The 24,288-nt window shown below is 63.9% G+C and carries 26 protein-coding genes and 2 tRNA genes; 11 read left to right on the top strand and 17 right to left on the bottom strand.

Annotated features, from left to right (window positions below):
- Window positions 1–36: 36 nt before the first annotated feature.
- A complete protein-coding gene (locus ACLI1C_RS08480) occupies window positions 37–1,962 on the bottom strand; it encodes an alpha/beta fold hydrolase (protein WP_411396430.1) in 1,926 nt (641 codons plus the stop codon).
- A 191-nt stretch (window positions 1,963–2,153) separates the two neighbouring features.
- Between ACLI1C_RS08480 and hisD (ACLI1C_RS08475) the strand changes: the two genes are divergently transcribed.
- Window positions 2,154–3,449 carry a histidinol dehydrogenase gene (gene hisD, locus ACLI1C_RS08475; protein WP_411396429.1) on the top strand — a complete coding sequence of 432 codons (1,296 nt, stop codon included), beginning with the start codon at window positions 2,154–2,156 and terminating at the stop codon, window positions 3,447–3,449.
- A 40-nt stretch (window positions 3,450–3,489) separates the two neighbouring features.
- Here hisD (ACLI1C_RS08475) and ACLI1C_RS08470 read toward each other — a convergent pair whose 3' ends face one another.
- The 11 genes from ACLI1C_RS08470 to ACLI1C_RS08420 form a co-directional block, all read right to left on the bottom strand.
- Complete coding sequence (locus ACLI1C_RS08470; protein ID WP_411396428.1) at window positions 3,490–3,840, bottom strand: endonuclease domain-containing protein; 351 nt, start codon at window positions 3,838–3,840, stop codon at window positions 3,490–3,492.
- Between the two features lie 85 nt (window positions 3,841–3,925).
- Window positions 3,926–4,627 (bottom strand): RraA family protein, encoded by a 702-nt coding sequence (locus ACLI1C_RS08465; protein WP_411396427.1) that lies wholly within the window; start codon window positions 4,625–4,627, stop codon window positions 3,926–3,928.
- A gap of 5 nt (window positions 4,628–4,632) precedes the next feature.
- Window positions 4,633–5,670 (bottom strand): cupin domain-containing protein, encoded by a 1,038-nt coding sequence (locus ACLI1C_RS08460; RefSeq protein WP_411396426.1) that lies wholly within the window; start codon window positions 5,668–5,670, stop codon window positions 4,633–4,635.
- Between the two features lie 122 nt (window positions 5,671–5,792).
- Window positions 5,793–6,866: a LacI family DNA-binding transcriptional regulator gene (locus ACLI1C_RS08455; RefSeq protein WP_411396425.1), complete on the bottom strand. Its 1,074-nt coding sequence runs from the start codon at window positions 6,864–6,866 to the stop codon at window positions 5,793–5,795.
- Window positions 6,851–7,615, bottom strand: a complete 765-nt coding sequence (locus ACLI1C_RS08450; protein ID WP_411396424.1) for an SDR family NAD(P)-dependent oxidoreductase — start codon at window positions 7,613–7,615, stop codon at window positions 6,851–6,853. The genes ACLI1C_RS08455 and ACLI1C_RS08450 overlap by 16 nt, the downstream gene beginning before the upstream one ends.
- 1 nt (window position 7,616) lies before the next feature.
- Window positions 7,617–8,945 (bottom strand): histidinol dehydrogenase, encoded by a 1,329-nt coding sequence (gene hisD, locus ACLI1C_RS08445; RefSeq protein WP_411396423.1) that lies wholly within the window; start codon window positions 8,943–8,945, stop codon window positions 7,617–7,619.
- A gap of 93 nt (window positions 8,946–9,038) precedes the next feature.
- The gene (locus ACLI1C_RS08440; protein WP_411396422.1) at window positions 9,039–10,580 is read right to left on the bottom strand and encodes an amidase; all 1,542 of its coding nucleotides are present in this window, start codon (window positions 10,578–10,580) and stop codon (window positions 9,039–9,041) included.
- 1 nt (window position 10,581) lies between these two features.
- On the bottom strand, window positions 10,582–11,640 hold the full coding sequence (locus ACLI1C_RS08435) for an ABC transporter ATP-binding protein (protein WP_411396421.1): 1,059 nt from the start codon (window positions 11,638–11,640) through the stop codon (window positions 10,582–10,584).
- A 5-nt stretch (window positions 11,641–11,645) separates the two neighbouring features.
- Complete coding sequence (locus ACLI1C_RS08430; protein WP_411396420.1) at window positions 11,646–12,533, bottom strand: carbohydrate ABC transporter permease; 888 nt, start codon at window positions 12,531–12,533, stop codon at window positions 11,646–11,648.
- A gap of 1 nt (window position 12,534) precedes the next feature.
- The gene (locus ACLI1C_RS08425; RefSeq protein WP_411396419.1) at window positions 12,535–13,566 is read right to left on the bottom strand and encodes a carbohydrate ABC transporter permease; all 1,032 of its coding nucleotides are present in this window, start codon (window positions 13,564–13,566) and stop codon (window positions 12,535–12,537) included.
- Window positions 13,567–13,772: 206 nt separating this feature from the next.
- Complete coding sequence (locus ACLI1C_RS08420; protein WP_411396418.1) at window positions 13,773–15,011, bottom strand: ABC transporter substrate-binding protein; 1,239 nt, start codon at window positions 15,009–15,011, stop codon at window positions 13,773–13,775.
- A 344-nt stretch (window positions 15,012–15,355) separates the two neighbouring features.
- On the opposite strand from ACLI1C_RS08420, the gene ACLI1C_RS08415 reads away from it, so the two are divergent.
- Together ACLI1C_RS08415 and ACLI1C_RS08410 are read left to right on the top strand one after the other, a co-directional pair.
- Window positions 15,356–15,643 (top strand): hypothetical protein, encoded by a 288-nt coding sequence (locus ACLI1C_RS08415; protein ID WP_411396417.1) that lies wholly within the window; start codon window positions 15,356–15,358, stop codon window positions 15,641–15,643.
- A gap of 213 nt (window positions 15,644–15,856) precedes the next feature.
- The gene (locus tag ACLI1C_RS08410; RefSeq protein WP_411396416.1) at window positions 15,857–16,162 is read left to right on the top strand and encodes a hypothetical protein; all 306 of its coding nucleotides are present in this window, start codon (window positions 15,857–15,859) and stop codon (window positions 16,160–16,162) included.
- A gap of 303 nt (window positions 16,163–16,465) precedes the next feature.
- On the opposite strand, the gene ACLI1C_RS08405 is transcribed toward ACLI1C_RS08410, so the two are convergent.
- Together ACLI1C_RS08405 and ACLI1C_RS08400 are read right to left on the bottom strand one after the other, a co-directional pair.
- Window positions 16,466–16,789, bottom strand: coding sequence for a hypothetical protein (locus ACLI1C_RS08405; RefSeq protein WP_411396415.1), 324 nt, complete (start codon window positions 16,787–16,789; stop codon window positions 16,466–16,468).
- 129 nt (window positions 16,790–16,918) lie between these two features.
- Window positions 16,919–17,320, bottom strand: a complete 402-nt coding sequence (locus ACLI1C_RS08400; protein ID WP_411396414.1) for an ArsR/SmtB family transcription factor — start codon at window positions 17,318–17,320, stop codon at window positions 16,919–16,921.
- Window positions 17,321–17,513: 193 nt separating this feature from the next.
- Here ACLI1C_RS08400 and trhA point away from each other — a divergent pair, with 193 nt between their 5' ends.
- Window positions 17,514–18,197 (top strand): PAQR family membrane homeostasis protein TrhA, encoded by a 684-nt coding sequence (gene trhA / locus ACLI1C_RS08395; protein WP_411396413.1) that lies wholly within the window; start codon window positions 17,514–17,516, stop codon window positions 18,195–18,197.
- On the opposite strand, the gene ACLI1C_RS08390 is transcribed toward trhA, so the two are convergent.
- A complete protein-coding gene (locus ACLI1C_RS08390) occupies window positions 18,198–18,674 on the bottom strand; it encodes a DUF192 domain-containing protein (RefSeq protein ID WP_411396412.1) in 477 nt (158 codons plus the stop codon). It abuts the gene before it with no gap.
- A gap of 10 nt (window positions 18,675–18,684) precedes the next feature.
- Window positions 18,685–19,308 carry a cold-shock protein gene (locus ACLI1C_RS08385; RefSeq protein WP_411396411.1) on the bottom strand — a complete coding sequence of 208 codons (624 nt, stop codon included), beginning with the start codon at window positions 19,306–19,308 and terminating at the stop codon, window positions 18,685–18,687.
- Between the two features lie 175 nt (window positions 19,309–19,483).
- Between ACLI1C_RS08385 and ACLI1C_RS08380 the strand changes: the two genes are divergently transcribed.
- The 7 genes from ACLI1C_RS08380 (at window position 19,484) to ACLI1C_RS08350 (ending at window position 22,918) form a co-directional block, all read left to right on the top strand.
- Window positions 19,484–19,900: a VOC family protein gene (locus ACLI1C_RS08380; RefSeq protein WP_411396410.1), complete on the top strand. Its 417-nt coding sequence runs from the start codon at window positions 19,484–19,486 to the stop codon at window positions 19,898–19,900.
- A gap of 139 nt (window positions 19,901–20,039) precedes the next feature.
- Window positions 20,040–20,516, top strand: a complete 477-nt coding sequence (locus tag ACLI1C_RS08375; protein WP_411396409.1) for a YcbK family protein — start codon at window positions 20,040–20,042, stop codon at window positions 20,514–20,516.
- Window positions 20,517–20,588: 72 nt separating this feature from the next.
- Window positions 20,589–20,663, top strand: a tRNA-Glu gene (locus tag ACLI1C_RS08370).
- 51 nt (window positions 20,664–20,714) lie between these two features.
- Window positions 20,715–20,789, top strand: a tRNA-Glu gene (locus ACLI1C_RS08365).
- Window positions 20,790–20,919: 130 nt separating this feature from the next.
- Window positions 20,920–21,519 (top strand): sigma-70 family RNA polymerase sigma factor, encoded by a 600-nt coding sequence (locus ACLI1C_RS08360; protein ID WP_411396408.1) that lies wholly within the window; start codon window positions 20,920–20,922, stop codon window positions 21,517–21,519.
- Window positions 21,516–22,163, top strand: a complete 648-nt coding sequence (locus tag ACLI1C_RS08355) for a ChrR family anti-sigma-E factor (RefSeq protein WP_411396407.1) — start codon at window positions 21,516–21,518, stop codon at window positions 22,161–22,163. The genes ACLI1C_RS08360 and ACLI1C_RS08355 overlap by 4 nt, the downstream gene beginning before the upstream one ends.
- Before the next feature lie 2 nt (window positions 22,164–22,165).
- On the top strand, window positions 22,166–22,918 hold the full coding sequence (locus ACLI1C_RS08350; protein ID WP_411396406.1) for an SDR family NAD(P)-dependent oxidoreductase: 753 nt from the start codon (window positions 22,166–22,168) through the stop codon (window positions 22,916–22,918).
- A gap of 127 nt (window positions 22,919–23,045) precedes the next feature.
- Here the strand turns inward: ACLI1C_RS08350 and ACLI1C_RS08345 are convergent, their stop codons facing one another.
- Window positions 23,046–24,281, bottom strand: a complete 1,236-nt coding sequence (locus ACLI1C_RS08345; protein WP_411396405.1) for a class I SAM-dependent methyltransferase — start codon at window positions 24,279–24,281, stop codon at window positions 23,046–23,048.
- Between the last annotated feature and the right edge of the window lie 7 nt (window positions 24,282–24,288).

Raw genomic sequence — 24,288 nt, 5'->3', positions numbered from 1 at the left:
ATTGAAGGGGTGCTACGGCACCTCTTCTTTTTTGCGCTAGGCCGCTTCGGCGAGCTGGCCCAGGCGAACCTGTACGAGCAGGCTCAGCTCGTCATAGACATTCCACTCGTCGACGATCTTGCCGTCCTTCCAGTGATAATGGCTCATGCCCATCACCTGGACGCGCTTGCCGGTCGGGTCGCCCAACTCACCCAGGATGCCATAGCCGAGATGGTGGCCTTCCATGATCCATCGGACGGCAACCTTGGTGCCGCCCTCCTCGCAGGGGTTGGAGGCGACATGCTGGATTTCGTAGGAGGCATCCGGCAGCGAGCCGATCAGGCCCAGATGCTGGTGCACGATGGCGGCGACGCCATAGAGCTCCTTCATCAGCGGGCCGTGATATTGCGCATTGGGGGCATAGACCTCGGCGATCTTGCCGAACATGCGCTTGGTGAAGACCTCGTGCAGCATCTCGATGGTCTGGGCTTCCACGTCGTTATGCGCCAGCGACGTATCGGCCTTCTCGGCCGGCGGAGTCTGGCCCAGAAACCGGCGGTTCTCGCCGATATCGAGCGAGGTCAGCCCAGCGTCGAACTTCTGCTTGGCGGTGCGCATGGCGAAATGGTTGGGGTCCAGCCCGAGCTGCTTGATGATGGCCATCTGGTCGGCCACGACCCATTCGCGATAGATCTTGTTGCGGTGGATCATGCAGTCGGCGATCGTGCGGCTGACAAAGGGCCGGCCGGTGGGCTGGCCGAGATGGCCATATTGGGTATGGCGGCCCGAGCCGGTCACCAGGTGGCTGGTGTAGAAGCCGTCCTGGTCATTGCCGTTCCAGATCACCTGCGTGCCCATGCCGCGCCGCTCGGGGAAACTCACCAGCCGCTGGATGGTGTCACGCACCACGTCCTCGCGGTTGTAGATCGTGCCGGTGGTGCCATAGAGCACGCAGTTATGCGTGTAATGGGTGTAGATCAGCCCGATATCGCGCTCGTCCCAGATCTTGTGCGTGCAGCGGATGATGTAGTCGACGATGTCGGTATAGATGTCGTCGAAGCCTTCCAGCGACTGGCTGCGCTTGCGGTTGGTAGGCGCCAGGTCCGGATAGTCGCGGCGCTCCACCTGCAGCACGTTTTCCGAATTCCGGAGCGAGGGCGCGCCGCCCTTGGCCTTGGGGTTGCTCTCGCTGTCGCTCATGATCGCTCCTTGGTGGTCGGCCGTAATGGCTTGATTGCTGTCGGTCCAGTCCAGCCAGTTGCGTATATGACGCGCCACTGCGGACGGATTTTCAAGCGGGGCGAAATGCCCCGCATCGGGAATGGTAAAGAGCCAGGCGCCGGGAATGCCGTCGGCAATCTCGCGATGCGCCTCGAGCGGGCAGATCCGCTCGGCCTCGCCGGCCAGCACCAGCGTCGGCACCTTGATCGCGCCGAGGCGCGGCCGGCTGTCGAGGCGATGGATCGCCACTTCCGACTGGCTGGCCAGCACATCAGGGCCGGCATCGCGCGCCATGGCCAGGATCAATGCCTGCAGATCGGCGTCGTCGACATTGCGCGGCGCAACAAGATTGCTCCAGGCGTCGAGAATATATCCGTCCATGCCATCGGCCCGCGCCCTGGCGACAGCGGCACGCCGCTTGTCGGCATTGGCTGCGGGATCGCTGCACGGCGTCGTGTCCACCAGCGCCAGCCGCGCCACCCGCTCGGGCGCCTGCGCCACCATTTCGAGTGCCACGATGCCGCCGAGCGAAAAGCCGAGCAGCGAAAAGCGCTCCGGCGCCTCGGCCAGGATACGCCTGGCCAGATCCGGGGTCGTGGCCTCACCCGTCATGTCGATGACCCTGGTCACCGGCAGTGCCAGCCGTTTGAGCAGCGGCGCAAAGAGGCGTGCGTCGCAAACCGTTCCGGGCAGCAGCAGCAAAGGCAGGGGCACCGTGACGGCGCCCTCCATCTGGGACGAGGCGGGGATAACTTCGTTCATCGCAATTTGTTTCGCGCGTCGTCCCGACGAAAGACCGAGACCAATCCGCCAAAAAACTCTGGCAAAAATTGAATACGTATGCAAGATGAAAAACAGCAGGCTGGCCGCACGAAATGTGCCAGCAGGCTTGCAGCAAAACACCGGCATGCTTGTGCGTGCTGGCATCAATCGCCTATTCGGAGATACCAGCGATGACCTCTGTTCCCGCCGCGCCTTTGCCCGGCGTCACCTATATCAAGGCGCCCGAACGCTCCTCGATCGGCGACAATGCCCCGGTCGAAACGCTGGTCAGCGAGATCATCGCCAATGTCCGCAAGAACGGTGATACCGCGGTCCGCAAATACTCGGCGAAGTTCGACAAATCCGACATTGCCGTCTTCGAAGTGACTGAGGCCGAGCGCGCGGAAGCGCTGGCCGAGCTTGATCCGCAGACGCGGGCCGACACCGAATTTGCCATTGAAAATGTTCGCAAATTTGCCCAGGCGCAGCTCGCCACCATCCTGCCGCTGGAGGTCGAAACCCTCACCGGCGTGCATATGGGCCACCGCGTCATCCCGATCCAGCGCGTGGGCTGCTACGTGCCAGGCGGGCGCTATCCCCTGCTCTCCGCACCGATCATGACCATCGTCCCGGCCAAGGTGGCCGGCGTCGACGAGGTCATCGCGTGTCTTCCTCCAAACGCTCATAAGGCGATGATCGCCGGCTGCGTGCTGTCCGGCGCCGACCGCATCTTCCGCATCGGCGGCGCCCAGGCCATCGCCGCCATGGCCTATGGCACCGAAAGCGTACCCGCCGTCAACAAGATCGTCGGCCCCGGCAATGCCTTCGTCAACGAGGCCAAGCGCCAGGTGTTCGGCCCGGTCGGCATCGACCAACTCGCTGGCCCGTCTGAGATTTTTGTCGTCGCTGATGCGACCGGCGATGCCGAGATGATCGCCACTGACCTGCTGGCCCAGGCCGAACACGACATCCGCACCCGCGTTGGCCTGATCACCACCGACCGGGCCCTGGCCGAGGCCACTCTGGTCGAGGTCGAGAAGCAGCTGCAGACCCTCTCGACGGCCAATACCGCCCGCGAAGCCTGGATCAACTATGGCGAGATCACCGTCTGCGACAGCGAAGCGGCCATGATCGCCTATTCCGACCTCATCGCCGCCGAGCACCTACAGGTGCACACCGCCGACGCCAAGGCGTTTGCGCTGAAGTTGCGCAATTATGGCTCCCTGTTCATCGGCGAGCTGGCCAGCGTGGTCTATTCAGACAAGTGCAGCGGCACCAACCACACCCTGCCCACCATGGGCGCCGGCGCCTATACCGGCGGGCTCTGGGTCGGCGCCTATGTCAAGATCGCCACGCATCAGTGGCTCAGCGAAGAAGGCGTCAAGCAGGTCGCCCCGCCCGCCGCCCGCCAGTCGGCCAGCGAAGGCCTGGAAGGGCATCGCCGGGCAGCGCAATTGCGGCTGGACCGCATGCAGGCGAAAATCTAGCGGGCTTTCCTCCCCCGCTTGCGGGGGAGGGGGACCGCCGTCAGGCGGTAAAGGGGGGCGCCACAGCCGCGATAGCAGCAATGACGGCTGCCGGGCGCACCTCCACCTCCTCCGTAGAGAATCGCAACACCGTGATGCCCTGCCGCTGTAGCCAGGCGGTACGACGCGCATCGCGTTCGGCCAGGTCGATGTGAACCGGCCCATCGACCTCGACACAGAGCTTCAGCGGGGCACAGTAGAAGTCGAGAATGAAGGGGCCAATGGGATGCTGGCGTCGGAAGTGCCAGCCCAGACTATTGCGGCGCAGCAGAAACCACAGCGTCCTTTCCGGCCCCGTCATGTTGCGACGCAGGTTCTTCGCGCGGTCGCGGATGAAGTCTGGTGACCGCACAATAGCCTCGTGTGTGGGCTCCCCTCTCCACCACGCTACGCGTGGTCCCCCTCTCCCGCAAGCGGGAGAGGAAGGCGCTGAGATCTCACTTGATCTTGTCCGCCTCAATCCAAGCCGCCCTCAGCTTTTCCACCGTAAAGCCCGGTGCCCTGGCCGCGGTCAAAATCGGCACTTCCTTCCGCATGACGACGTCGATGGCCCAGGCCATGCGTTCGATATGCTCGGCCGGGATGACCACGCCGCCATGGCGGTCGGCATGGACGAGATCGCCCGGCCGCACGGTCATGCCGAAGACCGTCACCGGACAGTCCAGTTCCGTCACATGCACGAAGGCGTGGCTCGGCCCCACGGCGCCGGCGATGACCTGATAGCCCTCGTCGAGCATGCCCAGATCGCGCAGCACGCCATTGGTCAGCGTGCCAGCAATGCCCAGGCCCTTGTGCTGGGCCACCTGCATCTCGCCCCAGAAACCGCCGATGACATGGGGATAGTCGGTGTCCTCGATGACCACGACATTGGGGCCCTGCCCGGCCGCGACATACTCGTAATATTCCATGCGCAAGGCCCGCACCTCGGCCGCCGGCTTCTGGGCCGGCGAGGAGGCGCGGATCTTGGCGGTGCGGGCAAAGCCAACGACCGGCGGCAGGGCGGGATCGGCGCAGACCACGGGCGTCTTGGTGAAACCCTCCGCGGTGCGCCCGCCCATGACATGTTCGAGCGCGTTGCAGACAGTCGGCGTATCGGCCTTGCGCAGGGCGGCGAGGACATCGGGCGAGATGGTTGGCATAGCTGCTACTCTGCCGCCTGCGCCGTGGCCCAGACCGGTGCGGCCGGAGCGGCGGCACCACGGACCACGAAGGCGATGGCATCGGCCGAGGCCGGGTTGCGGAAGCCGTGCGCCAAGCCGATCGGCACGGTCAGCGTATCGCCGGCACCCATGATCAGCTTGCCGTCGGCCCAGTTCACCTCGAGCGTGCCGGACTGCACGAAGATCACTTCCTGCTCGCTGCGGCTATGCGGCGCGATGGTTGCGCCGGTGGCAAGCTTGAGGCGGCGCAGGGCAAAGCCGTGCTGCCAGTGGCCGACGATGGGGCCGGCCGTGAAGCCGTCACCGGCATCGACGTCGCCGATCAGCGCGGCTTCCTCGACGCCCTCGCCGGCCAAAGGCGAGTTCGGGTTGGCCTTCATCTGCTCGGGCTTGAGCGCATATTTTGCCAGCTCGTCCATGGGCGGGGTCGCCAGTTCCTTGAGCTTCTCGGCCGTCGGCGGCTGTTCCAGCTCGGCGCCTTCCGGCACCTTTTCACCCAGCGTCGTGTCGATCAGCTTGCCGCCCTTGAGCAGCTTGAGGCCGAAATCCTCGGCCATCTTGAACACCGACGGCGCCCAGACCACCTTGCCCGGATCGTCATGACCCAGGACCACGTAGAGAAACCCGGTGCCCTCGTCGCGCTTCTCGAAGCCGCGGAACATGTGGGTGGGGACCGTGGCCACGTCGCCCGGCTCGACGTCGAGATAGCCCTCGTCCTTGTTGGCGCCGAAGACGAAGCGCCACTTGCCGGTATGGACCACGAAGGTCTCCGCCGTCAGGTGGCTGTGCTGGGAATTGGTGCAGCCGAAGGGCTGGCGGGCCGCGCCGACATTGAAGCCATGCGCCTCGGGGATATGCACCACCTGAGCGGGGTTTTCCGACACGCCCGGCCCGATGATGGTGAAATTCTCCTTGCGGTCCGAACCCGGCGTGCGCGCATCGATGAAGGCGTTGCGCAGGCCCTTGAGGTCGGCATAGCGCACCAGGCGCTTTTCCATTTCAGTCTGGGTCCATTTGGTCATGGGTCAGTCCTTTCACTCGCAAACGGGGATAATTTTTGCATTCGTATGCACAGCGCGCGCTAAATGCGCGGAATCATTGGCCATCCGGCTCCGCAGGTCGGCGAGGCGCGCGGGGATGGCCATCACGACTCCCTTGGCCGGTAGATCTGCTGGCCGTCGCGCTCGACGATGCCGCTGCTGGGCAGCCGGGCCGAGGTCCGCACCACGAGATCGCCGTTGAGAATGCGGTGCTCGGCTTCGATGTCGCCGCTGGCGATCTGGTCCATCAGGATATCGACCGTGGCTTCGACCATGCGCTTGAGCGGCTGGCTCATCGAGGTGATGCCATAGGAGGTCCAGCGCGCCGGGCCGACATCGTCATAGCCGACCAGCGAGAGGTCCTGCGGAATATTGAGCCCGAACTCGTAGCGCGCCACATCCATGACGGCGACGGCCATGTGATCATTGGCGACGAACAGGGCTTCGGGCCGGTCGGGCCGCGAGAGCATCTTGCGCGCCGCGGTCTCGGCATCGATGCGCGAATAATTGCCGGTCTCGATGGCAACATCGGTGATGCCGTGGGCAGCGAGGCCCTCGATGAAGCCCTGCTGGCGGTCGCGGTTGGTCGAGGAGTTTTCGAGGCCTGCAATATATCCGAAGCTCTTGTGCCCGCCGGCCACCAGGAAGTCGGCAATGCGCTTGCCCCCTTCCCTGTTTCGGGTGGTGACGCTCGACACCGCGTCGCGCTCGGTGGTGCGGTTGAACAGCACGACCGGAATGCCGGCCGTGGCGCATTCCTCGGACAGCTCGGACGACAGCGAGGTCGAGGCCAGGATGATGCCGTCCACGCGATACTGCATCAGCTGGTCGAAGACCGGATCGCTGTCACGGTCCATGAAGCCGGTGAACAGCAGCAGGTGATAGTTCTCGGCGGCGAGGGCGCGTCCGAGCTCTTCGAGCACGTCGGGATAGAACAGGTTTTCGAGATAGGCCATCACCACGGCGATGATGCGCGAGCGGTTGGTGATCAGCGAACGGGCAATGGCATTGGGCCGGTAGCCGAGCTCCTTGGCCGAGGCCAGCACCTTCTGCCGCGTCTTGGACGAGATGGAAGCGCCGGGCGTGAAGGTGCGCGAGACGGCCGATTGCGACACGCCCGCATGCTCGGCGACCTGCGAGGAGGTCACCCCCGGCTTCTTGTTTACTCCGCCGTCCATCCGCCATCCACCAGAAGGGAAGCGCCGGTCACCAGGGACGCGGCATCGGAGGCCAGGAACACGATCGGTCCCATGATGTCTTCGATCCGGCCCAGGCGGCCGAGCTTGATCTTGGAAAGAACCCAACTCCGGAATTCGGGATCGCTGAGGTTCTTCGCCGTCAGTTCGGTCTCGATGAAAGTCGGGCAGACTGTATTGACCCGGATATTATGGGCACCCAGCTCGATAGCCATGCCCTTGGAGAGGCCTTCAACAGCAGACTTGCTGGCGGCATAGACCGCGCGGTTGGGGCCGGCAACGTGGCCCATCTGCGACGAGATATGAATGATCGAGCCCGGCAGGCCCGCTGCCACCAGTCGGGCCACCACGGCCTGCGAGACAAACAGGGTGGCCGAGAGATTGAGGTCCATCACGAGCTGGTAGTTGGCCTCGGTGATGTCGAAGAAGCTGGAATGGCGTGCCGTACCGGCGGAATTGACCAGCACCTGGAAGGGTTCGACATCGTCGACAAAGGCCTTGATCGTCGCGGTGTCGGTGATGTCGAGCGCTACGCCCTCGGCAGCCAGGCCGGCATCGGCCATCTGGTTGACCACCGTTTCGATGTCGGCTGAGGTACGAGCCGCGATGGTCACGGCAGCGCCGGCCTCCGCCAGCGCCACCGCAGCACCCAGCCCGATGCCGCGCGTGCCCCCGGTGACGAGGGCACGCTTGCCGTCGAGGCGAAAGCTGGGGGTGCGCGGCAGGGTCATGCTATTCGGCAGCCTCGATATGCGGCGTTGCGCCGGTGCCATAGGGGATATTGCGCCCGCCATAGCGGCGCACGCGGATATTGGCCTGTTCGGCATGGCCGACAAAGCCTTCGAGCATCGACAGGCGCGAACCATATTCGCCGATCATGGCCGAAGCCGCGTCGGTCGTGACGGTCTGCCACGTACAGGTTTTCATGAACTTCCCCACCCACAGACCACCCGTATAGCGCGCCGCCTTCATCGTGGGGAGGGTATGATTGGTGCCAATGACCTTGTCGCCATAGGCGACATTGGTGCGGGGCCCAAGAAACAGCGCGCCGTAATTGGTGAGATTGTCGCGGAACCACATGTCGCGGTCGGTCATGACCTGCACATGCTCGGAGGCAATCCGATCGGCCTCGACCAGCATTTCGGCATAGTCCTCGCAGACGATCACCTCGCCATAGTCGGCCCAGGATTTCCGCGCGATTTCGCCCGTGGGGAGGATTTCAAGCAAGCGCTCGATCTCGGCCATGGTTTCGCGCGCCAGCTTCTCCGAATTGGTCAGCAGGATGGCGGGGCTGGTCGGGCCGTGCTCGGCCTGCCCCAGCAGGTCAGTGGCGCAGATTTCCCCGTCCACCGTCTCATCGGCAATGACCAGGGTTTCTGTGGGTCCGGCAAAGAGGTCGATGCCGACACGGCCGAACAGCTGGCGCTTGGCTTCGGCCACGAAGGCATTGCCGGGGCCGACCAGCATGTCGACCGGATCGATGCTCTCGGTGCCGATGGCCATGGCGCCGATGGCCTGGATGCCGCCAAGCACGTAGATTTCATCGGCACCGGCCATCGCCTGTGCGGCGACGACGGCCGGTGCCGGCTTGGCTCCGAAGGGTGGAGCGCAAGTGATGACGCGCTCGCAGCCGGCCACCTTGGCGGTGATCACCGACATGTGGGCAGAGGCGAGCAGCGGATATTTGCCGCCGGGGACGTAGCAGCCCACGGCATTGATCGGGACATGCTTGTGGCCGAGCGTCACGCCGGGCAGTGTCTCGACCGACAGATCGGTCATGGTCGCGCGCTGGGCCTTGGCGAAATTGCGCACCTGGGTCTGCGCGAATTCGATATCCACCAGGTCCTGGTCGGTGAGCTGGGCCATGCAATCGTCGATCTCGCGCTGGCTGAGGCGGAAATCGGTGCGGTCCCACTTGTCGAACTTCTGCGACAGCTCGCGCACGGCCGCATCGCCACGCTTTTCGATATCGCCAAGGATGGCCTCTACCGTCGCGCGAACCTGGCGATCCGCCTCGGCCCGCTCCTCGACATCCTTACCGCGCTTGAGCCAGACTGGCATTTGTCGCTCCCGTATTCTTGCTGCTGTTCATATTGCATACGTATGCAAATTTGTAAACCAAGACCATGGTCGAAGGCCGAGACCCTCGCCAGATCAGGTCAGACTTGGTGGTCGCTGGACGGCGTGATCGGTGGCGCGCTCGAAGGCGTCGCCGATCTGGACGATCCGGGCTTCATCGTGATGCCGGCCAATGATCTGCATGCCGATGGGCAGGCCCTGATGGAAGCCCACGGGCAGTGCCAGCACCGGATGGCCGCTGACATTGAAGCCGATGGTCCGCATGGGCGTCCACACCGCCTCCTTCTCGAACGGAGCCGCCAGCAGGGCCGTGGTCAGTGCGCCGACGGTGATGATGGCATCATGCCGCTCCAGCAGGCGATCGACCGAGTCGCGGAACAGCTGCCCTGCCCGCCTGGCTTCCGCCAAGTCACTGTCGCTGACGGCAACGCCGGCCGCCAGGCTCAGGAAGGCGCGGCGTCCATAGGCGTCAGGGTGATCGCGCAGCGCCGCCGCGTGATAGTCGAAGCTCTCGCGATGCAGGATCGCGGCGGCGGCGACCTCGATGGCGTAATAGTCGGGCAGTTCGATTTCCTCGACCACCGCGCCAAGCTCGGACAGCGTCGAGAGGGCTGCATCCATGGCGGTCAGGACCGCGGGCATGGTCTGGCTGTCGCTGGCGAAAAAGTTGCGGGCATAGCCGATACGCAGGCCCCGGACGGGCTCGCCGATCAGCCGCGCGGCCTTGCTGCCGGCTATGACATCGAGCGTCACCGCCGCTTCGGCCACGGTGGCGCTGATCGGACCAACGTGATCCATGCTGGTCGCCATCGGCAGGACGCCGGCATTGGGCACTGTGCCAAAGGTCGGCTTGAGGCCGACGACGCCACAATAGAAGGCCGGGCCACGCAGCGAGCCGCCAGTATCGGTGCCCAGCGTGGTGCGCAGCAAGCCACTGGCCACCGCGGCCGCACTGCCCGAGGACGAGCCGCCGGTGATATGGTCGAGGCTCCAGGGGTTGCGGGCCGGCGGGAACAGGCCGGACGTGTCGGGCCCAACCGTGCCCCATTCATAGGTCGCCAGCTTGCCGATCAGCACGGCGCCGGCTTCGATCAGCCGGGTGACAACCGCGGCGTCCGCTTCCGACACTGCCTCGGCGCGGCCCGGCGCGTCGGCTGTGGTCGGCAGACCAGCAACATCGATCAGGTCCTTGAGGCCGACGGGTATGCCGTGCAGCGGTCCCCGATCCTGCCCGGCGGCCAGTTCGGCGTCGGCCCTGGCAGCATGGGCCAGAGCGCGTTCGGCGGTGACTCGATAGAAGCTGCGATAGGCGCCGTCGCGGGCGGCGATCCGATCAAGGCAGGCCTGGGTGAGGGCCACCGACGTCAGCCGACCGTCGCGCAGGCGCCTGCCCTGCTCCAGAAAACTCAGGTCCAGTATCGCCGACAGGTCTTCTTCTTGTGCCGGAAAGGTCTCGGCCAGGCCTGCAATGCCGTCGCCCATCCAGGCGGCCAGCTTGAAGACGCTGCCGCTTTCATGCGGCGACAATGCGATGCCATGCTGCGCTAGGCTGGCCTCGAACGCCGCGCGGCGCTGCTCATTGGGGTCGATGGCCAGGGCTGGCTCCTGCGCAGACATGTCAGATGCCGGCCACGATACGCGTACCGGTGGCCCGGTCAAACAGATGACAGGCCGCAGGCGGGATATTGACCTTGGCGACGTCGCCGATCTCGGCGCGATAATCCTTGCCCACCTTGATCGAGACCAGTTCGCCGGCCACGCGCATGGAGAGCATGGTCGCCTCGCCCAGCAGCTCGACCGTGTAGATTGGTGCCTCGATCTGGCCCATGTCGGTGGCCAGCGTCGCATCCTCGGCGCGGAAGCCGAGCGTGACCGGCCCCTTGACGCCCCTGGACAGTCCCTCGACGCGAATGCCGGCGGCGCTGAAGACGCCATCGGCGATGTCGCCGTGCACAAGATTCATGGCGGGCGAGCCGATGAAGCTGGCGACAAAGGTATTGGCCGGGCGGTCGTAGATTTCCATCGGCGTGCCGACCTGCTGGATCAGCCCCTTCTGCATCACCACGACGCGATCGGCCAGCGTCATGGCCTCGATCTGGTCATGCGTCACATAAATGGTGGTGCGCTTGAGCGTGTGGTGCAGGTTCTTGATCTGCGCCCGGGTCGAAACGCGCAGCTTGGCGTCGAGGTTGGACAGCGGCTCGTCCATCAGGAAGGCATTGGGCTCGCGCACGATGGCGCGGGCCAGGGCCACGCGCTGGCGTTGGCCGCCGGACAGGGCTGCGGGCCGGCGCTGCAGGAAATCGTCGAGCTCCACCATCTTGCTGGCCGCCATGACGCGCTCATGGTGCTGCTCGGCCGGCACCTTGCGCACCTTGAGCGGGAAGCGGATGTTCTCGTAAACGGTCATGTTTGGGTAGAGGCCATAGCTCTGGAACACCATGGAGATGTCCCGGTCCTTGGGCTCGAGCTTGTTGACCAGGCGATCGCCGATCCAGATCTCGCCTTCGGTGATGTCCTCCAGGCCTGCGATCATGCGCATGGTCGTGGTCTTGCCGCAGCCCGAAGGCCCCAGCAGGACCAGGAATTCCTGGTCGGCGATGTCGAGGTTGAAATTGTCGACCCCGACGAAGTTGCTCCAGCGCTTGGACACATTCTTGAGACGGATCTGAGCCATCTGGATTACCCCTTAACAGCGCCGGCGGTGAGCCCGCTGACGATCTGGCGTTGGAAGAAGAGCACGAGGATGAAGAGCGGCACGGTGGCCGAGACCACGGCGGCGACGGCATACATGACGTTGCCTGCCTCCTGCACCGAGCCGAGAAAGCTCGAGATCTTGGGCACCATGGTCTGGTTGTCGGCGCTCAGCAGCATCGAGGTGGTGGCGAAGTCGTTATAGGCGAGCAGGAAGCTGAACAGGCCCGTCGTGACGACGCCCGGCCACATGACCGGAATGATGACGCGGCGGAAGGCCTGGAAGCGCGAGCAGCCGTCGACCATGGCGCTTTCGTCGAGATCCTTGGGGATCGACAGGAAGAACGAGTGCAGCATCCACAGCGTGAAGGGCTGGTTGATCGCCACCAGCACGATGATGGACGTGGGCAGCACGCCCCAGATATTGAGCTGGAAGAAGGGCAGCAGATAGCCCGAGACCAGGGTGATATGCGGCATGGCGCGGAATACCAGCGCCGCAATGAGGATCCAGAAGGCATAGCGCTGCCCCGAGCGCGCCAGGGCATAGCCGCCCAGCGTGCCCAGCGTCAGCGAGATCACAGTGACGCTGACGGTGACAATGGCGGTATTGCCGACGGCGCGCCAGAATTCGCGCGTCACCCAGGCACCGTAATAGCCATCGCCGGTGAAGGCACTGCCAGTCTGGGCCTGCGTATAGGTGCCGAAAATGGCATTCCACCAGCTCTCGCGGGAGAAGAAGTCCGGCTCGACCTTGAACGATCCCCACACCGTCCAGACAAAGGGGAATGCGGCGAGCACCACCCAGAACACGATGAACACCGTGATCAGCAGGTTGAGCGGCAGCGGGCGCTTCTGGGTTTGCGTGGCTTCGGACATGTCAGACCACCTTGTGGTTGAATTCGCGCCAGGTGCGGATCAGCACCGGGGTGAGCAGGATGATGACGCCGATAATGGTGAGCACCGAGGTCGCCCCGGCCGAGCCGAAGAGCTGCGCATCGCCGCTGAGGTCATTGAAGATCATCCAGCTCAGCGAGGTGGCATTGGCCTCGGCGGAAAAGCCGACGATCGGTTCGAAGACGCGGAAATTGTCCATCAACTGCACCAGCGCCACGAAGGTGGCGAGCGGCATCAGGTGCGGGATGATGACGTAGCGGATGCGCTCCCAGCGGCTGGCGCCATCGATCATGGCCGATTCCAGCGTATCGCCGGGCACGGTCTGCAGGCCGGCATAGAAGACCACGAAGCTGAAGGGGGCATTGCTCCAGACGCCGTAGAACAGCAGCGACGCCCAGGTCAGCACGGGCGATGCCCGCAGCGACAGGGTCGGATCATTGAACAGGTTCTGCAGCGAGGCGCCGATGATGCCGTTGGACTGGATCATCCAGTAGAGGATCAGCGAACCCACCAGCGGAGTGATGATCATCGGCAGCAGCGAGAAGAAGATCACCGGCCCCTTGATCGCCTTTGGGACGGCATTGACCGCCAGCGCGATGACAAAGCCCAGCGCCATGGCGAGCGGCGTCACCACGAAGCAGAAGACAAGGGTGAAGGATAGCGCCTTGTAGAAGGGCAGATTGTAGATGCGGCTGACGACGTCGCCGAAGCCGGCATTGCTGGAGAGGATCTGGCCGATCTCGTTGACCGCCAGGTGCCCGCGATTGAGGTAGGTGCCCAGCCCGTTGAACTGGCCCATGGGCTGTTCCTGCTCGAGCTGCTGCATGGCGGCGGTATCGACCCGCACCTCCTTGGTACACCCGCCGAAGGGCTGGCAGTTCTCCACCTCGACCAGGACGCGCGGATGCTCGACATGCAGGCTCTGCACCACCACCGAGACGATGGGCAAAGCGATGAACAGCACCATGGCGATCAAGGACGGGAGAATGAAGGCAAAGAATGTCTTGTGTGGCATCAAGGCCCCCGGAAGCAGAGCTGGCGAGTATTGGCTGCCTTCGGCTTGTCGCGCTGAAGGAGCAGTCGACACCCTCCCCTTGTGGGAAGGGATCGGGTGGGGTGGTTTGGCTCCGATATCCGGGCTCTCGCCATCCCCTCCCAACCTCCTTCAAGAAGAGGTGCCGTTCGGTGCCTGGGGCGACAGCGCCCCAGGCGAAGCTTATCCTACAGGTACCCGCCTTCCTTGGCGGCGGTATCATAGGCGGCCTTGACGTCGGCCAGGGCCTGGGCGGCGTCTTCCGTGCCGGCCATGAACTCGGCCAGTTCGGACGACAGCGCGGTATGCAGCAGGCCCATATAGGGCTGCATCGGATAGGCACGAGCACCGGCATTGGCGGTGGCGATCACGCCCACAGCGGCCGGGCCGGGTTCGTAGCCGGCGACCAGCCAGGTGGCGACCGCCGGGTTGGCGGCAACCATTTCCGGGCTGATGCCGTGGACCATGGCCTGGAAGGACGCGGCAGCGTCTTCATCGGAGATGTTCTTGGCGATGGTGAAACCATCCCACCACAGCGCAACCGCCGGGATGGAGCCGCCACCGATGGTCGGGGCCGCGGCCAGCACGGTGTTTTCCACCACGCCTTCGGCAGCACCCTCGTCGTCGATCGTGGCACCGGCCAGCGAGCCCCACTCGACCATCATGGCGGTGTTGCCGGCTTCATACTCGGCCTTGATGGAATTGGCATCGAAGGTCAGGTAGTCCGGGTCCATATAGGCCGTGAGGGCACGCATGGTCTCGAGGACCTTGAGGCCGTTCTCGTTGTCGATGGCCAGTTCAGCCGAACCGGGCGCAAAGAACTCCGCGCCGGTGCCGAGATAGGCATTGACGAATTCGGCGGCGAGGTCCCAGCCCGGCTTGACCGAGGCGGCGACCGGATATTCCATGATGCCGGCATCCTTGATCGCCTTGGCGGCGGCCAGGATGTCTTCATAGGACTTGGGCTCGGCAAGGCCGGCCTGGTCCAGGATATCCTTGCGATAGAACAGGTGTTGGGCATTGCCCATGAAGGCGACGGCCATGGTCTTGCCGTCGATCTTGATCAGCTGGTTGGGCTGCAGCGAAGCGCCATACTGCGCGACCAGGTCGTCGAGCGGGCGGATCAGGTCGTCATTGAGCAGCGGCACGATGGAATTGTTGGCCACCACGGCGACGGTATATTCGGCCGGATTGATCGAGAGCGCCGGGACCTGCAGGTTCTTGTGCTCGGCATTGGCATTGGCCGTGACGGTCACGCCGTCGGTGGCGCACTCTTCGGCGGTGGTATTCACCAGGCGCAGGGCCTCGAAGTCATTGGAGAGAATACGGACCGAGCCCGCTCCCTCGATGCCGCAATCGGCAAAGGCTGCGCCGGCGGTGAGGCACAGGACCCCAAGCGATACGGTCGTCTTCAACATAAGCTTCATTTCGTTCTCCTGACGGTGAACGGCGCTCTCTTTGCTCAGTGCGCCGACCATCCCCTGTTGTCGTTTACGCTCCCGCGGCCGGCTCGGGTCTCTTGATCCACTCGCCCCGATCCAGCCCTTGTCTTTCCGCACAGCACAATTGGTAAGCGGCATTGCATACGAATGCAATCCCTTTTGCATGCGTATGCAAAGACGCGCGTTGGAGCCGGGTCTTGGTTGACGATTGCGTTGCCTAATGGCCGGCAAACCCTGAGGTGCAGAATATGCCCGCACCGCATGCTCCGCCAGAAGTGACTTGCCCGGACGCCACTCTTGGCCCAGCCTCTGGCGATGGAGATTGCGATATGATCAAGGGCTTCATGCTGGCCGCGGTCATGACCTTGGGGACCGCTACATCCGCCATGGCCGCCTGCCCCAGCCAGGTCCCCGGCTCGACCATCGAGGCCATCAAGGCCAATGAGCAGCGCGTCCTCTGCCTGCTGCGCGAGGTGGAAGCAGCGGCGCAACAGCGCCAGTACGAGTCCCAATTGAAGGCGCTGGAAAACTCCGTCCGGGACCTGCAACTGCAACAGCGCTTCAACGCCATGCCCAGCTTCACCGCGCCCGCTCCGTTCGTCCCGCCAATGCTCTGACGTCAGCCCATCAAGGCCCACGCCCAACGGCAGGTCCCGCCTGTGCAGCCTGTCCTCCCGCGTGAGAAAACCTGGCGGGACTGATCGGTCATCTGTGCTCCGCTTTCAACCGCGCGCGAATCCTTGGTTTTGACACCATGTTGGGCTGTCATCGCCGGCGTAGTGCAAGTCTTCCGGCCAAATGGACCGGAAAAACCGACAGAGGAGAAACAAATGACCATGCGAGCCAAAACGGCGCTCAAGATCGTCGACGAGGATCATCAGCAAATGGAGGCGACAATTCTGGAAGCTTCCAAGCAAGCCGCACCCATGGTGCAGCGCCTCGCGACGCATCGCGACCGCATCGATCTGGCGATCAAGGAGCTCGAAAGCGAGCGCTTCGAACTGATCTCACGGCGTGACCACCTGCGTCGCCAGGCCGAGGCCGTAGATCAGGGTTTCGCGATGCATATCGAGGACATTGAAGCCACGTTGAAGCTCTATGAAGGCGGTTTGAACTCGATTGCGGTCACGCATTAGTTGCCCAATCGGACGCCAGCGATCCAGCCGGACCGCCAGGGAGACGGGAGTGCTCTAGTGCGGCTACCAGACTGCCCGGTTGGATCGATGAGATAAGAAAAGCCTGTTGCGACTTCGCGGTCAGCGGCGTTGCGCTGACACCAATCCCAAGACATGCCTGCGCCCGATCTCGACTTGCGCCGCGTTTGCCATCCACCGGGTGTGATGGGCAAGCCGGGCGCCGGGCGCGCTGCCCTTGCCTCACAGTCCGAAAAAAAGGCGGCCCATAGGCCGCCCTCACCGATATTTGATCGCCAGTGGCGCTTACTGGGCGGCCGGTGCAGCCGGCGCGGCTTCTGCGGGCGCAGGTTCGGTCGCAGTAGGGGCGGCTGGTGCAGTGGTTGCAGCAGGCGCCGCGGGGGCGGCGGCAGGCGCGGGCGTGGCTGCGGCGGGCGCAGGCGCGGTGGCTGCCGGTGCGGGTGCCATGGCTGGGGCCGTCTCGACGGGCGCTGCAGGCTCGGCGGGCGTATTGACGGTGGTGTTCGTTGTCACCGAGGCGGGGGCCTGGTTCTGCGTATTCATGAAATAGACGACGGCGATCAGAGCGACGACGGCGACGAGAATGCCAATAATCCAGTTTCTGTTCATGCACTGCTTCCTTTGTGGTGTGGGACGCGAGCTATACGCTAAAGCCGCAGCCGCGTCGGACTATTCGACGGCTCACGGATAAACAGAGGTCCTGACCCGCAGGCGCGGCTGGCTTGTGGACGTTCAGGATCAGAAGTCGAAGCCCATCTGCGACACCGGCGCTGCCCGCCGCGCCTTGGGGGGTGCCGGCTCCGGTGGCCGTTCAACGACTGGGGCCGGCGTTGCCAAAGGAGTCTGTGTGACCTCGACAACTGCCGGAGGGTCAGTCGCCAGCGGCGCCAGTTCACCCAGCCAGTCCGCCACGGGCCGCAACCGCTTAATATGCAAGGCATAGAGGTTTTCGCGGCCCGACTTCTTCTCGCTGATCAAGCGCGCCTGCTTGAGCACGCGCAGGTGGCGGGAGATGGCCGGGCGGCTGATATCAAACGATGCCGCGAGCACATGCACCGGCTTGGGTCCATCGCGCAGGATTTCGATGATGCGGCAACGCGTTGGGTCGGCCAGCGCGACAAGGATGGCAATCGGGGGCATGCGGACTTCCGGAACGTGGTCTCATCCCCAGTAGTAACGCAGGTGTTACCCGTCAAGCATGCCCCTTGTGACGCAACCGGTTATTCACCAGATGCGTTGTGGCACGCTTTACGATGGCGCAAGATGCTCGTCGCGGCGCAATAATCTGGTCACTTCCCTGCGCCAAGCTCGGGGTCAAAGGAGAACGATCCCAGTGCAACACATTCCGTCCGGCTATTCATGGTGGAGTCGCGAGCAGCGCCCCTTCACCACCGCGGAAAAGGTGGCGGATGGCGTCGTCCATATCCTCGGCCTGATCGTCGCCATTGCGGCGGGTTCGGTGCTGCTGGCCTTTGCGATCATCGAGACGGCGCCCGAAGCTGTGCCCGCACTGGCAGTCTATATCGGCTCGCTTGTGGCGGTGCTGGGCGTGTCCATGGCCTATAATCTCTGGCCGGTCTCGCCGATCAAGATGTGGTTGGCCCGGCTCGACCAGGCGGCCATTTTCCTATTCATTGCCGGCACTTACACGCCTTTCCTTGCCGTACTTGGCGGCACCACCGCGGGCGTGCTGATGACCACCTTTGTCTGGGGGGCCTCGCTGATCGGGGTGGCCCTGAAGCTGATCGTGCCCGAGCGCTTCGGCCGGCTGGCCATCGCGCTCTACCTCGCGATCGGCTGGAGCGGCATCCTGGTGTTCCAGTCCCTGGCACAGACCCTGCCCAATTCGACGCTGTGGCTATTGCTGGCCGGCGGAGTGACCTATTCCCTCGGGATCATCTTCCACCTTTGGGAACGGCTCAAGTTCCAGAACGCGCTGTGGCATGTCTTTGTCGTGGTCGGCGCGAGCCTGCATCTCTGGGCGGTGATCGACTGCATGGTCATTCACCGGCTGTAGTCAGTCGGCCGCAATCCGGTCGTGTTCCATCCTGTCGCCCGGCTGCAGGCCGATCTCAACCGAGCGGCCACCCGGGATTTCCAGCACATATTGCACCGGACCATCCGAGGGGATGGAGGTGACGTCATGCGGGCGCGCATTGACGTGGACATTCCTGACCAGCCCATCGGCGCCGACGAAGATCATGTCGAGCGGGATGAAGGTGTTGCGCATCCAGAAGGAAACCGGCCGCTCTTCCTTGAAATCGAACAGCATGCCGGCATCGTCGGCCAGCTCGGTGACGAACATCAGCCCCTGCGCGCGGCTTTCCGGGGTGTCGACCACCTGCACGTTGAAGCTGTATTCCCCGGTCGCTGTCTGCAGTACCAATTTGGATTCGTCGGCGAGGATCGCGGTCGGCAGGGCCAACAGGGCAAGGGCGATCACCGCACCGGCGTGGCGCAGCGCCGGGGCAAGGCCTTGGGCAGACAATATCATGGCAGCATTCCTAGTGGGAGGACGGCGCGTCGCCCCAACCATCGGGCCGGATTTCGGCGACCATAAGGCCCTTGGGACCATTGCCGTAGCGAACCAGCACGAACTGGCCCGGCCGCAGCTCGGTAATGCCGAAGCGGCGCAGCGTTTCCATATGCACGAAGATATCCGGCGTGCCCTCACCGGCCGACAGGAAGCCGAAGCCGCGGATGCGATTGAACCATTTCACCTCGAGCCGGACCATGCCGGAGGTCGGTTCCACCACGACATGGGTGCGGGGCGCAGGCATCTGGGCCGGGTGACGGGCCGTGGATTCGTCCATCGACACGATGCGGAAGGCCTGCAGGCCCCCGGGGCGATTGAGCGCCTCGACAACGATGCGCGCGCCCTCATAGGCCGTCTGGTAGCCGTCGCGGCGCAGGCAGGTCACGTGCAGCAGCACGTCGGCCAGGCCGTTATCGGGGACAATGAAGCCGAACCCCTTGCCGGCGTCGAACCATTTGATGGAGCCAGAAATCTCGATCGTGTCGAGGCCGGAATCCCCGGCGGGAGCAGAAGCGCTGGAATGGCCCGCCGAATCCGTGTCGTGTGACACGGCTGCAGCGTCTTCGCTATCGCCAGTAAACTTGGCCCCCATGCTCCCCAAAGCCCTTCGCACTCGCCCCGCAACTGCGAGGTACTCCACAAGACAGGACGCTACTGTGTCCGATTCAAACGCAATTGTTAAGAGTCTGTTTGGAATTGCATTGGTTGCCGCAGCGCCGCGGTCTTGCTAGGCCAGCGGCAATCGATTTCAAGAAGGAGCATTTGCCGTGAAATATCTGCACACGATGGTTCGGGTGACCAATGTCGAGGAGAGCCTGCGCTTCTACTGCGAGGGCCTTGGGCTCGAAGAGGTGCGACGCACGGAAAACGAGAAGGGTCGCTTCACCCTGATCTTCCTGCGCGCGCCGGGCGATGCGGGCGGCGAGGTCGAGCTCACCTACAACTGGGACCCGGAAGAATATACCGGCGGGCGCAATTTCGGCCACCTGGCCTACCGGGTGGACGATATCTACAAGCTCTGCCAGCATCTTTCCGACATGGGCGTGACCATCAACCGGCCGCCACGCGATGGCCACATGGCTTTCGTCCGTTCGCCGGACGGCATCTCGGTCGAACTGATCCAGGACGGCACCCTGCCCCCGCAGGAGCCATGGCTGTCCATGCCCAATACCGGCAAGTGGTAAGCCGCGCCCGACAGCCGCTAACGCTTCGCTAACCGTGGCGCTTAGCCTGCGGTTAGCGAAAAGGATCGTATTTTAGCGACTTCACAAACGGGCCATTGCCTGTTGCCCAAGGGCAACAGGTGGTCACTCGGAAGTTGCCATGCCCCTCTCGATCCGCTCTCTTCTCGCCATTGTCCTGACTGCGCTGACCCTGGCAGCCTGCATGCCCATGGCCATGTTTGCCAGCGGCAGCGGCGCAGCCTATTCGGGCAAGAAGAGCGACTGGGGCACCTATGTCGCCAGCAATGAGGTCAACGCCCTCTGCCTCTCGCCCAAGCTGCGATTCCTGATCTGGGAATTCGAGGGACAGTTCGGACGCAAGGTCATCATGAGCTCGGGCTACCGGGATGGCCGGCACAATGCGGCAGCCGGCGGCGCGGACAATTCCTACCACACCAAGTGCATGGCGGCCGATTTCTACATTCCGGGCGTCGACAAGCAGCAGTTGATCGCCTTCGCCATGCACCGCAGCAGCGCCGGCGGGCTGGGCTGCTATCCGGGCCGGCAATTCATCCATGTGGACGTGCGCGACAGGCCGCGCGGCTATAATCGGCCCGTCACCTTCTCGGGCTGTTGAAAAATTTGGCTTTATGGCCGCAAATGGGTTGCACATCCCAAATCACCCAACTATACGACCACCAGCGCTTAGGCGCCCTTCGTCTATCGGTTAGGACGGCACCCTTTCACGGTGCAGAGAGGGGTTCGACTCCCCTAGGGCGTACCATTCCCTCCTTGCGGGAAATGACATAGACTAAGCCGACTTGTTCCTAGGTCCGCGGCCATCGTCTATCGGTTAGGACGGCACCCTCTCACGGTGCAGAGCGGGGTTCGATTCCCCGTGGCCGTACCAGGAACCCTCCCCCACAAGAAAACTGCCAGCATGCTTGCGGCAAATGCGCCAGCTGCTGCCGGTTTGCCGCCCATCCACTGATCCATTGCACGACGCTTCGCGTAGGAGGGTTACGCAGGCGGAGCAGCCGATGTATGCCGTAGTTATGACCAATTCAGATATGGGCGCGCCGCCCCCGCCGACCGAATTGCCAGACCCGGCCGGGCTCGTGCAGCGCATTGCTACGCAGCAGGACCGCGCCGCTCTGGCCGCGCTGTTCAATCTGTTCGGCCCGCGCGTAAAGTCCATGATGCTCAAGCTGGGAGCCGGCGAGGCGCTGGCCGAAGACCTGGTACAGGAGACGTTTCTCACCGTCTGGCGCAAGGCGGCGCTCTATTCCAGCCAGCGCGGCGCAGCAAGCACCTGGATCTTTACCATCGCCCGCAACCTGCGCATCGACCAGTTGCGGCGCCAGTCCAACCGGCCCTACGAGGATCTCGAAAAGGTCACGCTCGAGAGCGACGCGCCCCTGGGGAGCATGCTTGTCGAACAGAATCAGGTAGTTGCCCGCGTGACCGCCGCGCTCGAAACGCTCTCAGCCGAGCAGCGCGACGTGATCCGCCTCAGCTTCATCCATGATATGCCGCACGCCCAGATTGCCGAGACCACCGGCATCCCCCTGGGCACAGTGAAATCGCGACTTCGTCTCGCCTATGAACGGCTCCGGCCTTTGCTGGAGGACCTGCAATGATCCAACACCACCCCGATATCGCCACCCTGATGGCGTTCAGCGCCGGCACGCTTGATGGCCCTTATGCCACGGTTGTGGCGACGCATCTGGCCATGTCAGATGGCGGGCGGGAGACGTTGCGCCACATGGAAACCATCGGTGGCGCCCTGCTGACGGCGGAACCTGCTGCCGAACTGTCAGCCGGCGCGCTCGATCGGTTGCTCGGATCTGTAGGCGAGGACCAGATTTCCGTCGCGCCGCGCGCGGAGCGCAGCGCCAATGAGCTTCCCCTGCCCCTGCAACCCTTCCTGCCCAAGGGGCTGGATGGCGTCCGCTGGAAGTGGACCGGGCCGGGTGTTGCCACGGCCGACCTCGCCTGGGGCGACGACGGCAAGTCGCGGCTGATGCTGCTGCGCGTCGCCGGTGGCCGGCGTGTGCCCGAGCATGGTCATGGCGGGCACGAGTTGACGCTGATCCTGCAGGGAGCCTATCGCGACCGCTTCGGCGTCTTCGCCAAGGGCGACATTGCGGACCATGACGAGGATGTAGAACACCAGCCGATCGCCGAGCCGGGTGAAGACTGCATCTGCCTTGTTGCCGTCGACGCAAAGCTGACGTTCCGTGGGCGGCTGATGCGGGCATTGCAGCCCATGTTCGGAATATGAGAATGCAGCCGGGCGTGGCCTGGATCATCGGCGGCGGTTCGGGGATCGGCGCGGCCGTTGCTCGCCTACTGGCCAAGCGCGGCTGGACGGTGGCCATTTCCGGCCGCCGGGCGGATAAGCTGGACGAGGTTGCGTCGGCCCATTCGACCATTCGCCCCTACCCGCTCGACGTGACCGATGGCGAGGCGATTGCGGCGACGGTGACCAGGATCGCCCAGGAGCTGGGCCATATCGATCTCTTCATCTTCGGTGCCGCTGCATGGCAGCCAATGGATGTTGGCGACTATGCGTTCGACAAGTTCGCCAAGATCGTGGACACCAACTATCTGGGCGTCATCCGGGTGGCCAACCCGCTGCTGGCGCAGATGGACAAGCAAGGCGGCGGGCACTTTGCCGTCATCGCCTCGGTCGCGGGCTATTTCGGCCTGCCGCGCTCGGCGGCCTATTCCTCGACCAAGGCCGGGTTGATCAATCTGCTCGAGACGATGCGGACCGAACTGGCGCCGCGCAATATCAAGGTGCGAATGATCGCGCCGGGTTTCGTCAAGTCCGAGCTGACCGACAAGAACGACTTCCCCATGCCCTTCCTGATGGAGACCGACGACGCCGCGGAGCGGATCGTCGACGGGCTGACGCAGTCGGACCGCTTCGAGATCGCCTTTCCCAGGCGCATGGTCTGGCTGATGAAGACGATCCGCTGGTTGCCGTATCCGGTATTCTTCTGGCTGACCAGCAAGATGCTGCCGAAGGGCTAGGGGCAGCCAACAGACCCCACCTAGCCTCCCCTGGAAGGGGGAGGGACACATCGAGTTTGGCCGCGATCACGTCACAGCAACAAGCCGGGTGCCTCCCCTTCCAGGGGAGGTCCGGTGGGGGTCTTCCCTACGCCGGCTTGCGATACTGATAGATCCCTACATCGATCGAGCCTTCGGTGAAGCCCGCCTCGCAATAGCTGAGGTAGTAGACCCACTTGCGCTTGAACTCTTCGTCATAGCCGAGCGGGGCGATCATCGGCCAGCGCTCGAGGAAACGTTCGCGCCAGAGCTTGAGAGTCCTGGCGTAGCTCAGGCGGAAAGTCTCGACGTTCTCCAGCACCAGGCCGTATTTCTCGCCGAACTCCTGCATGACCGTCTTGGTCAGCAGCATGCCGCCGGGGAAGATGTAGCGCTGGATGAAATCGGGGCCGCTCTTGTAGCCCTCGAAATCGGCCTCATTGATGGTGATTGCCTGGATTGCGGCGGTGCCGCCGGGCTTGAGCCGATCATGCACGGTCTGGAAATAGCTCGGCCAGTTGTCCTCGCCCACGGCCTCGATCATCTCGATCGAGCCGATATGGTCGAACTGGCCCTCGGTGTGGCGATAGTCCTCAAAGACCAGGGTCGCAAACTCGTCGAGGCCCTGACGGGCCAGGCGTTCCTGCCCGAACTTGAGCTGCTCGGCCGATAAGGTAATGCCGCGCAGATGGGCCTTGTAGTCGCGCGCCACGGTTTCGGCGAAGCCGCCCCAGCCGCAACCGATCTCCAGCACTGAGGAGCCAGGGGTTACGCCTGCCATGTCGGCAACGCGGCGGTATTTGACGAGCTGGGCTTCCTCGAGGCTCTGGTCGCCTGACGTGAAGACTGCCGAGGAATAGGTCATCGAGGGGTCGAGCCACTGGCCATAGAAGTCGTTGCCGAGATCGTAGTGCTCGGCAATGTTCTTCTTGGAACCCTCAAGCGTGTTGCGGCGCGACAGGTGATAATGCAGATCGCCGGCCGCCTTGCGGAAGAAGCCGGGATTGGCCTGATCGAAGGTGTCGCGGTTCTGCAGGAAGAAGCGGAACAGCGCAGTTAGGTCATCGACCTCGATGTCACCATTCATATAGGCCGCGGCAAAGCCGACGGTGCCGCGCTGCATGGCCTCGGTGATAACCCGGAAATTGTTGAGCCGGAGCACGGAGTGCTCGCCTGTCGACGGGTCACCCACGGTGCGGGTCCGGCCATTGGGCAGGATGACCGTGACGGCCCCATGCTTGACCTTGCCAATGAGCTTGCTGCCGATCCGATCGACAGCCCAGGAGGCAAATCGGGTCCACGGCGTAACGCCGGTATTGGTGCTTTCTGCTACGGATTTCGTCATCGTGCCG

This window comes from Devosia sp. XGJD_8, assembly GCF_046614475.1.
Taxonomy (GTDB): Bacteria; Pseudomonadota; Alphaproteobacteria; order Rhizobiales; family Devosiaceae; genus Devosia.
Note: the sequence above shows the minus strand (reverse complement) of the source record. Positions and strands in the feature narration are given on the sequence as shown.

Excerpts from the sequence above, each read along its gene's own strand:
- ACLI1C_RS08480 (WP_411396430.1), bottom strand. The coding sequence starts at position 1,962 with ATGAACGAAGTTATCCCCGCCTCGTCCCAGATGGAGGGCGCCGTCACG.
- hisD (WP_411396429.1), top strand. The coding sequence starts at position 2,154 with ATGACCTCTGTTCCCGCCGCGCCTTTGCCCGGCGTCACCTATATCAAG.
- ACLI1C_RS08465 (WP_411396427.1), bottom strand. The coding sequence starts at position 4,627 with ATGCCAACCATCTCGCCCGATGTCCTCGCCGCCCTGCGCAAGGCCGAT.
- ACLI1C_RS08460 (WP_411396426.1), bottom strand. The coding sequence starts at position 5,670 with ATGACCAAATGGACCCAGACTGAAATGGAAAAGCGCCTGGTGCGCTAT.
- ACLI1C_RS08455 (WP_411396425.1), bottom strand. The coding sequence starts at position 6,866 with ATGGACGGCGGAGTAAACAAGAAGCCGGGGGTGACCTCCTCGCAGGTC.
- ACLI1C_RS08450 (WP_411396424.1), bottom strand. The coding sequence starts at position 7,615 with ATGACCCTGCCGCGCACCCCCAGCTTTCGCCTCGACGGCAAGCGTGCC.
- hisD (WP_411396423.1), bottom strand. The coding sequence starts at position 8,945 with ATGCCAGTCTGGCTCAAGCGCGGTAAGGATGTCGAGGAGCGGGCCGAG.
- ACLI1C_RS08440 (WP_411396422.1), bottom strand. The coding sequence starts at position 10,580 with ATGTCTGCGCAGGAGCCAGCCCTGGCCATCGACCCCAATGAGCAGCGC.
- ACLI1C_RS08435 (WP_411396421.1), bottom strand. The coding sequence starts at position 11,640 with ATGGCTCAGATCCGTCTCAAGAATGTGTCCAAGCGCTGGAGCAACTTC.
- ACLI1C_RS08430 (WP_411396420.1), bottom strand. The coding sequence starts at position 12,533 with ATGTCCGAAGCCACGCAAACCCAGAAGCGCCCGCTGCCGCTCAACCTG.
- ACLI1C_RS08425 (WP_411396419.1), bottom strand. The coding sequence starts at position 13,566 with ATGCCACACAAGACATTCTTTGCCTTCATTCTCCCGTCCTTGATCGCC.
- ACLI1C_RS08420 (WP_411396418.1), bottom strand. The coding sequence starts at position 15,011 with ATGAAGCTTATGTTGAAGACGACCGTATCGCTTGGGGTCCTGTGCCTC.
- ACLI1C_RS08415 (WP_411396417.1), top strand. The coding sequence starts at position 15,356 with ATGATCAAGGGCTTCATGCTGGCCGCGGTCATGACCTTGGGGACCGCT.
- ACLI1C_RS08410 (WP_411396416.1), top strand. The coding sequence starts at position 15,857 with ATGACCATGCGAGCCAAAACGGCGCTCAAGATCGTCGACGAGGATCAT.
- ACLI1C_RS08405 (WP_411396415.1), bottom strand. The coding sequence starts at position 16,789 with ATGAACAGAAACTGGATTATTGGCATTCTCGTCGCCGTCGTCGCTCTG.
- ACLI1C_RS08400 (WP_411396414.1), bottom strand. The coding sequence starts at position 17,320 with ATGCCCCCGATTGCCATCCTTGTCGCGCTGGCCGACCCAACGCGTTGC.
- ACLI1C_RS08390 (WP_411396412.1), bottom strand. The coding sequence starts at position 18,674 with ATGATATTGTCTGCCCAAGGCCTTGCCCCGGCGCTGCGCCACGCCGGT.
- ACLI1C_RS08385 (WP_411396411.1), bottom strand. The coding sequence starts at position 19,308 with ATGGGGGCCAAGTTTACTGGCGATAGCGAAGACGCTGCAGCCGTGTCA.
- ACLI1C_RS08375 (WP_411396409.1), top strand. The coding sequence starts at position 20,040 with ATGCCCCTCTCGATCCGCTCTCTTCTCGCCATTGTCCTGACTGCGCTG.
- ACLI1C_RS08360 (WP_411396408.1), top strand. The coding sequence starts at position 20,920 with ATGTATGCCGTAGTTATGACCAATTCAGATATGGGCGCGCCGCCCCCG.
- ACLI1C_RS08355 (WP_411396407.1), top strand. The coding sequence starts at position 21,516 with ATGATCCAACACCACCCCGATATCGCCACCCTGATGGCGTTCAGCGCC.
- ACLI1C_RS08350 (WP_411396406.1), top strand. The coding sequence starts at position 22,166 with ATGCAGCCGGGCGTGGCCTGGATCATCGGCGGCGGTTCGGGGATCGGC.
- ACLI1C_RS08345 (WP_411396405.1), bottom strand. The coding sequence starts at position 24,281 with ATGACGAAATCCGTAGCAGAAAGCACCAATACCGGCGTTACGCCGTGG.